Source organism: Streptomyces sp. NPDC005438 (assembly GCF_040606315.1).
Classification (GTDB): Bacteria; Actinomycetota; Actinomycetes; order Streptomycetales; family Streptomycetaceae; genus Streptomyces.
In genome coordinates, this window is sequence record NZ_JBEXEP010000002.1 from 295,530 (window position 1) to 307,240 (window position 11,711).

Here is an 11,711-nt window from a genome sequence, read left to right on the forward strand (position 1 = left end):
CACGGCGGCCCCTCGGTGGTCGTCACGCCCGCCCCACGTCACGGACGGAAGGAGGCGCCGTGTCACCCGTACCGAGGTGGGACGTCCGCCCCGAGCCCCCCGACGGCCCGCAGGCCCGCGAACTGCTCCACGAGTACGTCGCCGAACTCGCCCGACGGACCCTGGGCCGGCCCGCCAACGAGGCCGAACTCGCCCGCCACCTCCGCCGCGAACCCCCCGAGGACCTCGCCCCGCCCCGGGGCCTGCTGCTGGTGGCGACCGCCCCCGAGGGTGCGCCGGCGGGCTGTGTCGGGGTACGGCGGCTGCCCGAGGCCCCCGGTTCCGCCGAACTGCGCCGGCTCTACGTACGCCCCGAGGAGCGGGGCCTCGGACTGGGCCGGCTCCTGCTGGGCTCGGCCGAGGAGGCGGCCGTCCGACTGGGGGCCCGGCGGATGGTGGCCGAGCACCACACCCTGCTGACCGAGGCCCGGGCCCTGTGGCTGGGGCACGGTTACCGGGAGACGGCGCCCTACCCCGGCCACGGGCAGGGGGAGAGCTGGTTCGCCCGGGAGCTGTCGGGGTCGCCGGGGGAGTGACGGCCGGCCCCGTCCGGGCGTGGGGCGGGCGGCGGACCTCCGGGAGGCCCCCGGCCGTCCACGCGGAGCCCTGTCGGCTGGGAGGGCCGTGGCCGCTGTCGGGGGCGCCGCAGGTCCCCGACAGCGGCTGTGTCCGTCCCGTACCCGCGTACGCGCGGGCGGTGGAGAGCAGGCGCCTTCCAAGCGCTTGGCCGCAGGTTCGTACCCGCGTACGCGCGGGCGGTGGACTCAGCGGGCGCGGTCGAAGTCGACGGCGCTGTAGGCCCGCAGCTTGGACAGCCGGTGGGTGGACTCGATCTTGCGGATGGTGCCGGAGCGGGACCGCATCACCAGGGACTGGGTGTACGCGGTCTCCGCGCGGTAGTGCACCCCCCGCAGCAGGTCGCCGTCGGTGATGCCGGTGGCGACGAAGAACACGTTGTCCCCGCTGACCAGGTCGTCGGTCTCCAGCACCCGGTCCAGGTCGTGCCCGGCGTCCAGGGCGCGCTGCCGTTCCTCGTCGTCCTTGGGCCACAGCCGTCCCTGGATGGTGCCGCCCAGGCACTTGATGGCGCAGGCGGCGATGATGCCCTCCGGGGTGCCGCCGATGCCCAGCAGCAGGTCGACGCCGGTGCCCTCCCGGGTGGCCATGATGGCGCCGGCCACGTCGCCGTCGGAGATGAACTTGATGCGGGCGCCGGACTCCCGTACCTCGCGGACGATCTCGGTGTGCCGGGGCCGGTCCAGGATGACCACGGTCACGTCGTCAGGTGCGCAGCCCTTGGCCTTGGCGATGCGGCGGATGTTCACCGTGGGCGGGGCCTGGATGTCCACGAACTCGGCCGCCTCCGGGCCGGTGACCAGCTTGTCCATGTAGAACACCGCGCTGGGGTCGAACATGGTGCCCCGCTCGGCCACGGCCAGTACGGACACCGCGTTGCCCATGCCCTTGGCGGTCAGGGTGGTGCCGTCGACCGGGTCGACGGCCACGTCGCACTCCGGCCCGGTGCCGTCGCCCACCCGCTCGCCGTTGTAGAGCATCGGCGCCTCGTCCTTCTCGCCCTCGCCGATGACCACCACCCCGTTCATCGAGACCGTGGACACCAGGGTGCGCATCGCCTTCACGGCCGCGCCGTCGGCGCCGTTCTTGTCGCCGCGCCCCACCCAGCGGCCGGAGGCCATGGCCCCGGCCTCGGTGACCCGGACCAGTTCCAGGGCCAGGTTGCGGTCGGGGGCCTCCGGGCTGACCTCCAGCGAGGAGGGGAGGTGATGGTGGTCGGTCATCGTTGCGCACCTTTCTGTACGGCGACGGCCGGTTGTCGAGGGTGTGGGTGACTCTATCGGCACCCTTCCAGTATGAGCAGGGCGCGTCCCAGATGAGCGGCCGACAGCGGCCACCCCCGCGCACCGCCCCGAAGGGGGTACGGGACGATGGGGCGGTGGCAGCACAACAGCGTGAAGGTGGCCGACGCGGCGGACAGACGGTGCGGGACATGATCCTGTCCCTGGCGCTGATCCTGCTCGCGGCCGGAGTGATCTACCTGTTCATCCCGCACGACGACAGCAAGGACCCGGTACGGAAGGTCAGTTACCGGGTGGAGCTGGACACCGCCCGCCGTGCCGCGCCCTACCCGGTGGCCGCCCCGGTCGGACTGGGTCGCGAGTGGCGTGCCACCTCCGTCACCTACCAGGGCAACGGGGAACGGGGCGCCGCCTGGCACCTGGGCTTCGTCACGCCCCGGGAGCAGTACGCCGCCGTGGAGCAGAGCGACCAGCGGGCCAGCCGCTTCGTGGGCCGGGTCACCCAGGGGGCGCGGAAGACCGAGCGCGGCCAGGAGATCGACGGCGAGCGGTGGACGCGCTACCAGGGCGACAAGTACGACGCCCTGGTCCTGGAGAAGCCCGGGGTCACCACGGTGGTCACCGGTACCGCTGGTTTCGCCGAACTGGCTCGGCTGGCGGGGGCGTTGGAGGCCAGCGGCGGCAAGGACGACCCGACCGGGAAGCCCAGCCCCAGTCCCAGCGGTTCCTGAGGGCCGGCCCCTCGTGGGGCGGCTGACCACGCGCCTCCCCGGACCTCGCCCCGGTGGCCCCGCGAGAGGGCCGTACCCCGACGAGGGCACCCGCGCCGCCCGGGGACCCACCGGGGGTGCGACGGATCGTCGACCACGGGGCCGGCCCCCGGGCCAGCGGAGTGTCCGGGGGCCGGCCCCACCGTCGGGTTCTGGTGGGCCACCCGGGAGCGGCCACGCCCCCGCGACCCGAGCCGTCCCACCCGTACTCGGGGCGGGCGGCCGTGGGGTGGCGGCCCCACCGGTCACCGACTCACAGCGAGGTCACGGCCTCCTCGGCGGGCAGACGGGGGTTGCGCGGACGGTAGGAGTCGGCGTGCGGGTGGCCGATGTTCACCACCAGCAGGGCGTGCTGCCGGCCGTCGCCGAAGAACTCCTTGTCGACCCCCTCCGCGTCGAACCCGGACATCGGCCCGGCGGCCAGCCCGGCGGCCCGTACGCCCAGCAGGAAATACCCGGCCTGGAGGGTGGCGTTGAACGAGCCGTGCGCCCGGCGCAGGTCGGGGTCCGCGTACACGGTGTCCTTCAACTGCGGCCTGGCCGGCAGCAGTTCGGGCAGCCGCTGGTGGAACTCCAGGTCGACCGAGAGGATCGCGGTCAGCGGTGCCTCGGCGGTCTTGGCCCGGTTGCCCTCGCTCAGCAGGGGGAGTAGCCGCCCTCGCGCCTCGGGGGTGCGCAGCAGGGTCACGCGCAGCGGGGACTGGTTGTAGGCGGTGGGCGCGTACTTCACCAGGTCGTAGACGGCGTGGACCTGTTCGTCGGTCACCGGCTCGTCGCTGAAGCTGTGCGCGGTGTGCGCCTCGCGGAACAGCAGGTCCTGGGCGGCCGGGTCGAGGGCGAGGGCGGTGGGGGACATGGTGGCGTGCGTCCTTCCGGTGGTACTCGTCTGGTACTCGTTTCGGGTCGGTGGAGACAGCCCCTTCAACGATCTGGTGGAAGGCGGAATTTCCCTCCCGTGTGTCGAACACGTCACGTCTTCCGGCCTCCGGCCCCCGGCCTTCGGAAAGGCACCTGAGGCGGTCCTCGGCCCGGCGCCCACGGCCCGTGCTCCCTGTCGTACGCTTCCCGCGTGGATGGGGGATCTGGCAGACGGGTCATCGACGAGCGCTTCGAACTGTTGGAGCGCCTCGGTGGGGGCGGGATGGGCCTGGTGTGGCGGGCCCGCGACCTGGCGTTGCACCGCGAGGTGGCGCTGAAGGAGGTACGGCCACCGGACCCGGAACTGCTCCGACTGCGGCCGGACGCGGCCGAGTTGCTGCGCAAGCGGGTCATGCGGGAGGCCGTCTCGCTGGCCCGGGTGAACCACCCCAAGGTGGTGACGATCTACCACATCGTCAACTCCACCGAGCACCCCTGGCTGGTGATGGAGCTGGTCACCGGCGGCTCCCTCCAGGACCGCCTGGACCGGGGCCGGCTCACCCCCACCGAGGCCGCCGAACTCGGACGCGGCGTACTGGAGGGCCTGCGCGCCGCCCACGCCTCCGGGGTGCTGCACCGGGACGTCAAGCCCGGCAACGTACTGCTGCGCCCCGACGGCAGCCCGGTGCTGACCGACTTCGGCATCGCCGCCGTACGGGAGTCCACCAACCTCACCAACACCGGCGAACTCGTCGGCTCCCCCGACTACATGGCGCCCGAACGCCTGCGGGGCCACGACGACGACCCGGCCTCCGACCTGTGGTCGCTGGCGCTGATGCTGTACGTCGCGGTCGAGGGCCACCACCCGCTGCGCCGGGCCTCCACCCTGGCCACCCTCGCCGCCGTACTGGAGGAGGACATACCCCCCTCCCGACAGGGCGGGCCCCTGGCGCCCGTGCTGGCCGCCGTGCTGCGGCGCGACCCCACGGCCCGCCCGGACGCGGCGACACTGGACCGGATGCTGGCCGAGGCCAGCGGCGCGCGTACCCACACCGCCCCGTCACTGTCCGGTCCGCCGAACTCCGCGCCGGCCACCCCGGAAGCGGCGCCCGGTGGGACGGCCACCCCGGCGGACGCGGTACCGGCGCCCGTCCCCGACCCCCGGGTCCCCGGCCCGGACCGTGCCGAGCCCGGTACGGCACCCGAGAAGGACCCCGCTCCCGAGGACGCGGTACCCCCGGTCGTCCTGGACAAGTCGGCGTCCGGCACGGCCGGTTCCCGCCCGACCCCGGCGCCCCTGCCGAAGTACCCGGGCACGCCCCCGAAGGTACGGCGGGTGCTGATGGTGACCGGACCGGTGCTGGCGTTGACCGTCGGGCTGGTGGTCTGGCAGTTCCTGCCCGGTACGGGGGACAGCAGCGTCGGGGCGGACCAGCCCTCGCCCTCGGCCTCCGACACCAGTCGAAGCCCGAGCCGCTCCACGGTGCCGATGCCCTCCTTCACCGTGCCGACCCCCAAGGAGGAGAGCGACCTGCTCACCCCGGCCGGGGCGCGCCGGGCCATCCGCAAGCTCAAGCCCCTGATGGGCGGCACCAAGGTCAAGGACTTCACCCTCTACCCCGACCACGCCAGCGCCGAGGCCCCGGTGAAGGACGGCAAGGTCTACGACCGTTTCAGCTACCGGTCGGGCGAGGCCGAACGCGGCCCCGGGGGCGGCGTGATGGGGGACGACAAGACCGTCGACCTCAACATCTTCGACTGGGACGCGCTGCCCAAACTGTTCAGGGACGCCGAGAAGAACCTGGGCATCGACGACCCCACCAGTCGCTATCTGATCGTCGAACCCGCCGACGTCTTCCACCAGAACCAGCCCACGATCCGTTGCTATGTCTCGGACAGCTACGGGGGCGCCTCGCTGACGGCGACCACCAAGGGGCGTGTGATCGACCGTTCCCCTCGGGAGTGACCGCCGGGGCGCCGCGCCCGGGTGGGTGCCCGGGGTGCCGCGCCCGCTGTGCGCGGAGGTCGCGAGGACCTCGGGTGGCGGGGGTCTGAGCGGTCGTCTGTCGGGTCGTTGCACCGGCCGGTGTCCACCGGAACGGACCCTCGATCCGTCGCGAGGTCCCGGACGCCTGCGGGGGGCGCTTCGTTGACGGCCGCCGCCAAGGGGCGTGTGATCGACCGTTCTCCTTGGGAGTGACCGCCGGGCCGGTGTGCCCCTGACCCGCGCGCGGACTCCGTTTGGGAGTGACCGCCGGGCCGGTGTGCCCCTGACCCGCGCGCGGACTCCGTCGCCGCTCCACGACGTACGGCACCGTACGCACGCGTTGCCCCCCGGGGCGAGTTCGGTGTGCCCCCGGAGGTGACCGGTGCGCGCCCGGTCAGCGCGCCTTTCGCGGCCGGCCCGCGACGGGTGGTGGGCCGTGACCCTGACGTCCGGGTCACGGCCCACCGCTCGGCGGACGCGGGGAGGCGTCGGCCGAGCCCCGGGCCTGGCCTCGGGGGGAGGCGGCCAGGCCCGGGACGTACACGGAGGTGGCGGGGGCCACGTTCACCCCCCGCCACCCTCGGGCACCGTCACCGGCACCCGTGGTCGGTCCACTCCGTACCGGCCCGGTGTCATGGCGCGGCCGGTGACGGCACCAGGGCCCGGTGGCCACCTCGGAGCGAGGCGGCCACCGACGGCCGGACAGGCGGGTCCCGGTGGCCGGTGGCCGGCGACCTCAACCGGCCGCCCCGCACCGGGTCCCGCCCAGTTGTCGGTGGTCCAACGGGGTCCAGTCGCCCCACTCGCCACCCGGGTTCCGGGTACGGGAGGACAGGCCGGCGCCCTCGGGGTGGACCGCGAAGACCGTCAGCCGTCCCTCGGCGTCCACCCCGGTCTGGGGTACGCACTGGGCCGGGCCGCCCAGGCGCTGCCAGTCACCCCAGCCGCCGTTCGCCTCGGTCTGCCGGCGGTGGGAGACGTAGTCGTTGCCCGGGCCGAGGGCGAACACCTCCAGCCGGCCGTCCTCACCCCGGGTCACCGTGGGCGGCGCTCCGGCGAAGCCGCCGAAGGTCGACCACTCGCCCCAGTCACCGCCCGGGGTGCGCTGACCCCGGCGGGCGATCTTGTCCCCGTACGGGCCGAGGGCGAACACCTCCAGCCGGCCGTCCTGTTGGGCGGCCACCACCGGTCGGCCGCTGGTGGGCCCGCCGAACTCGGTCCACTCGCCCCAGCCGCCGCCGGGTGCGGTCTGGGCGCGGCGTTTCAGGGCGGCGCCGCCCCGTTCGACGACGAAGACCTGGAGCCGGCCGGTGGAGTCGGCGGCCACCGCCGGTGGGGAGGCGGCCGGGCCGCCGAAGTGCTCCGGCTCGCCCCAGTCGCCGGACGCGTCCTGGCGTCGGTGCGTCAACTGGTCCCCGCCCGGGGTGAGTCCGAACAGTTCCAGGCGGTCACCCTCGCCCCGTACCACCTGAGGGGGTGCCCCCTCCCTGCCGGGGAGCGCGTCCCACTCGCCCCAGTCACCCTCGGCGTTCCGTACCCGGTGGATCAGGGTGCCGTCGTCCTCCACCGCGAACAGCTCCAACCGGCCGTCGGGGTGGGTGCCGACGGTGGGGGCGGTACGGGCCGAGTCGCCGAAGTCCTCCCAGCCACCCCAGGCACCGCCGGGGGACTTCTGTACCCGGCGCAGCAGGCCCCGGTCCTCGGGGGCCAGCGCGTACAGCTCCAGCCGGCCCTCGGGGTCCCGGGTCACCACCGGGTTCCGCTCCGAGTTCCACAGCGGCGGCGTACCGCGCCAGTGGAGTTCGGCCAGGTGCAGCCCGTCCTGGAACCAGCCGCAGTGGGTGACCCACCACTTGCCGCCGTCCTGGACCACCTCGGGCGCGTGACCGGGGAAGTGGCCGGCCAGGTCGGCCGGTTGGAACCTCGTGGGGTCCTTGCTGCGGAACACGTCGGTGCCGACGTAGCCGTCCCCCCGGGGCCCGATGAACAGGTACCACCACTCGCCCCGGCGCACCACGAACGGCGACTCGGTGACCGGCGCGGAGTTCTCCTTGGCGGTGGTGTCGGTGAAGGCGATCTTCCGCTCACCCCAGTTCCGCAGGTCGTCACTGGTGCGGTAGGCCACCACATGCTTGCCGCCGTCGGCCCTCTCGGTGGCCGTGTAGTACATCACCCACTGGTCGTCGACCCGGGTGACGAAGGGGTCGCGGGCCACCCAGCCGTCGCGGAACAGGGTGCCGCCCGGGTCGCGGGTCCAGTGCTCCAGGTCCGTGGAGGTGGCGAGGTTGATCGCGGCGTCCCGGTCACCTCCGCCGCCGGAGTAGAACATGTAGTAGGTGCCCTGGTGCTCGATCACGTGCGGCGCCCACAGGTGGTCCTCGCCGTACTCCGGGTCGGCCGTCAACACCGGTTCCCGGGTGGTCCAGGGGCCGGAGAGACTGGGCGCGGTGGCGTGGGCGAGGGTGTCCTCCTCCGCCGAGTCCGGTGGGGTGCCCTCCCTCGCCTCCTCGCCGGTGATCCCGTACATGTGCCAGGTGCCGTCCGGCCCCTTGATCACGCTGTGGTCGTTGAGGTAGCGGGAGGGGTTCTCCGCCCCGGTGTCGTAGACCTTGCGGAAGTCCCCGGCGCCCACCCACTCCCTGCCGTCGGCGCTCTCGGAGTCCTTGGCGGTCCGCTGGTCCGGGTCGGCCCGGTGGCGCCCCGACTCGCCGTCGGCGCGGACCTGTTGGGCCTGGGCGGGCATCGCGCTCGCGGCCAGGGCCAGGGTCAACAGCAACAGGGTCACCGGGTACGCGCGGCGCCGTCGGCCCGCACCACGTCTTCCCCTCAGCCTGAGCGTCCGTCTCACGCCGCCTCCCACGCCCGCAGTCTTCGAAATCGTTTTCGCGGAACCTAGGACGCACCCCACGTGCGGTCAAGGGGTGTTACGGGGTTTCCCAGGTAGACACCACTGTCGCTGGCGTCAGCGGGGCAAGAACGTTTTCACGGAGACGGTTCGCGACCTGCCCTGTCTCGCGGTGCGATTCCCGGTGCGGTGGGACCGGACGGGATGGCGCACGCCCGGCCTGGCGACCCGGACCGTGGCCCGGTTGGTTGTGGGGGAGGTCCCGACGCGGCCCCCGTTGCGCCAGGGGCCGCCCCACGACCAAGCCCGGCGTTCACCACGGTCGTCTCCGGTCACGCGTCACCCCGAGACCCCGCCCATGGAGACCGCGAGGTCGCGAGACCGGGGGCAACGCCGGTGTGGGTGTGTGGAGACGCGGAGGTCGGGGGCGGGGCCTCGCACGGTTGCCTCCCCCCGAGGGCTCGCGGTGGGTGCGGGACTGTGTACGGGTGCCCTCGCGGTGTCCGCCCGTACGGCGGGCGCTCAGTGAAGGACCGACCACCGGGCACCACGCGGCCCCTCGGACCGCCGCCACCGGGTCGTACGGCTGACACCATGCCGCGTCGCCGTACCGTTGCCGGAGCGCCCCTCCCCGGGTCGGGCCGTACGCCTCCCCAAGGGCCCCCAGGCCCCGGCGAGGGCAGCGTGAACAGGGCGGGACCGGCGACCTCAGCCCTCCGGCCGGGCCTCACCGGTGGCCGGCTCCTCGGGGGTCTCCCCGGACTCCGCCTCCAGCACCGCGTCCAGCCGGGCTCGCGCCCCCTCCAACCAGGAACGGCAGATACCGGCCAACTCCTCGCCGCGCTCCCACAGTTCGAGCGACTCCTCCAGGGTGGAGCCGCCCGTCTCCAGTCGGCGCACCACCTCCACCAACTCGGCGCGGGCCTGCTCGTAGCTCAGCGTCGATTCCTCGCTCGTCATGGGCGCCACCCTAAGCGCCGGCACCGACAGCGACGCCGGCCCTCAGCCGCCCTCGGCACCCCGGCCACCCTCCGCCACCGTGACCCGGAACTCGCCCTCGGCCACCAGGGCCCGAAGCGTCTGGCCGGCGTCCACCTCCCCGGCCTCCCGCACCACCGCACCGTCCTCGTCCCGCAACACCGCGTACCCCCGCCGCAGGGTGGCCCGGGGGGAGAGGGCCACCACCCGGGCCCGGGTGTGCTCCAGGTCGTCGGCCGCGCGGTCCAGCCGGTGCCCCAGCATCCGCCGGGAACGCCCCAGCAGTTCGGTCACCTCCGCCTCCCGCCCCTCGACCAGGACGTACGGCTCGGCCAGCACCCGACGGCCGGCCCACTCCTCCAGGGCCCGCCGCTCGTGGTCCACCATCGCGCCCACCGCCCGACGGGCCCGTTCCCCCAGGTCGCGCACCCGTTGGAACTCCTCACCCACGTCCGGCACCGTGTCCTTGGCCGCGTGGGTGGGCGTACGGGAACGGAGGTCGGCCACCAGGTCCAGCAGCGGGGCGTCCGCCTCGTGTCCGATCGCCGAGACCACCGGCGTACGGCAGTCGGCCACCGCCCGCAACAGCCGCTCGTCGGAGAACGGCAACAAATCCTCCATGCTGCCGCCGCCCCGGGTCACGATGATCACGTCCACCTCGGGCAGGGCGTCCAACTCGCGTACCGCCTCGACCAGTTGGTCCACCGCGTACGCCCCCTGCACTGCCGCGTGCCGCACCTCGAACCGCACCGCGGGCCAGCGCTCCCGGGCGGTGTGCAGCACGTCCCGCTCGGCGTCCGAGGCCCGCCCGGTCACCAGCCCTATCCGGTGCGGCAGAAAGGGCAGCGACCGCTTGCGCTCCGCCTCGAACAGCCCCTCGGCGGCCAACGCCCGCCGCAGCCGGTCCAGTCGGGCCAGCAGCTCGCCCATCCCGACCGGCCGGATCTCCGCCGCCCGCAGCGACAGGCTGCCGTTCCGCGCGAACCACACCGGCTTGGCGTACACCACCACCCGGGAACCCTCGCCCACCACGTCGCTGACCGCGTCGAACACCCGACGAAAACAGGTCACCGTCACCGAGGCGTCCTGCGAGGGGTCGCGAAGAGTGAGAAAGGCCATGCCCGCCTGCGGCCGGGGCGACAGCTGCACGATCTGCCCCTCCACCCACACCGCCCCGAGGCGGTCGACCCACCCGCCGATCATGGCGGACACCTTGCTGACCGGGAGCGGCTCGTCGGCCGAGGTGCTGAGTGGCATACCCCGGAGGCTAGCCGCCGGCACCGACAGCGCGCGGACAGGTGGTCGCAAAGCCGCCAACCGGCCCGCCCGACAGTTCCCGCACCGCCCGTACGATGGGCCCATGACTGCAACGCCCTCCCAGCACACGGACGCGGAGGCGGCGACCGGGCCGGACGCCTCCAGCTCACGCCCGACCGGCCGGCGGGTGCTGCTCGCCGCCCCGCGCGGCTACTGCGCCGGGGTGGACCGCGCGGTGATCGCGGTGGAACAGGCCCTGGAGCAGTACGGCGCCCCGGTCTACGTCCGCCACGAGATCGTCCACAACAAGTACGTGGTCCAGACCCTGGAGAAGAAGGGCGCCATCTTCGTCGAGGAGACCTCCGAGGTGCCCGAGGGGGAGATCGTGATCTTCTCCGCCCACGGCGTCGCCCCGGCGGTGCACCAGGAGGCCGAACGCGGCCGGCTGGCCACCATCGACGCCACCTGCCCCCTGGTCACCAAGGTCCACAAGGAGGCCGTGCGGTACGCCAGGGAGGACTACGACATCCTGCTCATCGGCCACGAGGGCCACGAGGAGGTCATCGGCACCAGCGGTGAGGCACCCGAGCACATCACCCTCGTCGACGGCCCCGACGACGTGAAGAACGTCGAGGTCAAGGACCCGGACCGGGTGGTGTGGCTGTCCCAGACCACGCTGTCGGTGGACGAGACCATGGAGACCGTGGACGCCCTCAAGGGGCGGTACCCGAACCTGCTCAGCCCGCCCAGCGACGACATCTGCTACGCCACCCAGAACCGCCAGACCGCCATCAAGAAGGTCGCCGCCGACGCCGACCTGGTGCTGGTCGTGGGCTCGCGCAACTCCTCCAACTCCGTCCGGCTGGTGGAGACCGCCCTCGGCGCCGGCGCCCGGGACGGCCACCTGGTGGACAACGCCGGCGAGATCGACGAGTCCTGGCTCGACGGAGTGGAGACGGTCGGTGTCTCCTCCGGGGCCTCGGTGCCCGAGGTGCTGGTCGACGAGGTACTGGAGTGGCTGGCCCAACGGGGCTGGGACCACGTGGAGTTGGTGCAGCCGGTCGAGGAGCACATGCGCTTCTCGCTGCCCAAGGAGCTACGCCGCGACCTGCGGGCCGAGGCCGCCGCCAAGCTGACCCGCTGACCGCCGGTTCCGCCCC

General features: G+C 73.6%; 9 protein-coding genes and 1 tRNA gene. 5 read left to right on the plus strand and 5 right to left on the minus strand.

The window, feature by feature from the left end:
• Positions 1-59: 59 nt before the first annotated feature.
• Both ABZT14_RS06120 and ABZT14_RS06125 read left to right on the plus strand, forming a co-directional pair.
• A complete protein-coding gene (locus tag ABZT14_RS06120) occupies positions 60-575 on the plus strand; it encodes a GNAT family N-acetyltransferase (protein ID WP_356297776.1) in 516 nt (171 codons plus the stop codon).
• 152 nt (positions 576-727) lie between these two features.
• Positions 728-793, plus strand: a tRNA-Gly gene (locus ABZT14_RS06125).
• 10 nt (positions 794-803) lie between these two features.
• Here ABZT14_RS06125 and glpX read toward each other — a convergent pair.
• The gene (gene glpX, locus ABZT14_RS06130) at positions 804-1,838 is read right to left on the minus strand and encodes a class II fructose-bisphosphatase (protein ID WP_356297778.1); all 1,035 of its coding nucleotides are present in this window, start codon (positions 1,836-1,838) and stop codon (positions 804-806) included.
• A 155-nt stretch (positions 1,839-1,993) separates the two neighbouring features.
• Between glpX and ABZT14_RS06135 the strand changes: the two genes are divergently transcribed.
• On the plus strand, positions 1,994-2,587 hold the full coding sequence (locus ABZT14_RS06135; RefSeq protein ID WP_356297780.1) for a DUF4245 domain-containing protein: 594 nt from the start codon (positions 1,994-1,996) through the stop codon (positions 2,585-2,587).
• 292 nt (positions 2,588-2,879) lie between these two features.
• On the opposite strand, the gene ABZT14_RS06140 is transcribed toward ABZT14_RS06135, so the two are convergent.
• A complete protein-coding gene (locus ABZT14_RS06140; protein ID WP_356297782.1) occupies positions 2,880-3,482 on the minus strand; it encodes a malonic semialdehyde reductase in 603 nt (200 codons plus the stop codon).
• A gap of 213 nt (positions 3,483-3,695) precedes the next feature.
• On the opposite strand from ABZT14_RS06140, the gene ABZT14_RS06145 reads away from it, so the two are divergent.
• Positions 3,696-5,450: a protein kinase gene (locus ABZT14_RS06145; RefSeq protein ID WP_356297784.1), complete on the plus strand. Its 1,755-nt coding sequence runs from the start codon at positions 3,696-3,698 to the stop codon at positions 5,448-5,450.
• Between the two features lie 757 nt (positions 5,451-6,207).
• Here the strand turns inward: ABZT14_RS06145 and ABZT14_RS06150 are convergent.
• The 3 genes from ABZT14_RS06150 to xseA form a co-directional block, all read right to left on the minus strand.
• The gene (locus tag ABZT14_RS06150; RefSeq protein WP_356297786.1) at positions 6,208-8,319 is read right to left on the minus strand and encodes a family 43 glycosylhydrolase; all 2,112 of its coding nucleotides are present in this window, start codon (positions 8,317-8,319) and stop codon (positions 6,208-6,210) included.
• Positions 8,320-9,024: 705 nt separating this feature from the next.
• Positions 9,025-9,276, minus strand: a complete 252-nt coding sequence (locus ABZT14_RS06155; RefSeq protein WP_356297787.1) for an exodeoxyribonuclease VII small subunit — start codon at positions 9,274-9,276, stop codon at positions 9,025-9,027.
• Positions 9,277-9,318: 42 nt separating this feature from the next.
• Positions 9,319-10,551, minus strand: coding sequence for an exodeoxyribonuclease VII large subunit (xseA, locus tag ABZT14_RS06160; protein ID WP_356297788.1), 1,233 nt, complete (start codon positions 10,549-10,551; stop codon positions 9,319-9,321).
• A 103-nt stretch (positions 10,552-10,654) separates the two neighbouring features.
• Here xseA and ABZT14_RS06165 point away from each other — a divergent pair, with 103 nt between their 5' ends.
• The gene (locus tag ABZT14_RS06165) at positions 10,655-11,695 is read left to right on the plus strand and encodes a 4-hydroxy-3-methylbut-2-enyl diphosphate reductase (protein ID WP_356297789.1); all 1,041 of its coding nucleotides are present in this window, start codon (positions 10,655-10,657) and stop codon (positions 11,693-11,695) included.
• The last annotated feature ends 16 nt before the right edge of the window (positions 11,696-11,711 follow it).

What these genes read in the sequence shown, in the direction of transcription:
- glpX (WP_356297778.1), bottom strand. Translation starts at nt 1,838, where the DNA reads ATGACCGACCACCATCACCTCCCCTCCTCGCTGGAGGTCAGCCCGGAG.
- ABZT14_RS06140 (WP_356297782.1), bottom strand. Translation starts at nt 3,482, where the DNA reads ATGTCCCCCACCGCCCTCGCCCTCGACCCGGCCGCCCAGGACCTGCTG.
- ABZT14_RS06155 (WP_356297787.1), bottom strand. Translation starts at nt 9,276, where the DNA reads ATGACGAGCGAGGAATCGACGCTGAGCTACGAGCAGGCCCGCGCCGAG.
- xseA (WP_356297788.1), bottom strand. Translation starts at nt 10,551, where the DNA reads ATGCCACTCAGCACCTCGGCCGACGAGCCGCTCCCGGTCAGCAAGGTG.
- ABZT14_RS06165 (WP_356297789.1), top strand. Translation starts at nt 10,655, where the DNA reads ATGACTGCAACGCCCTCCCAGCACACGGACGCGGAGGCGGCGACCGGG.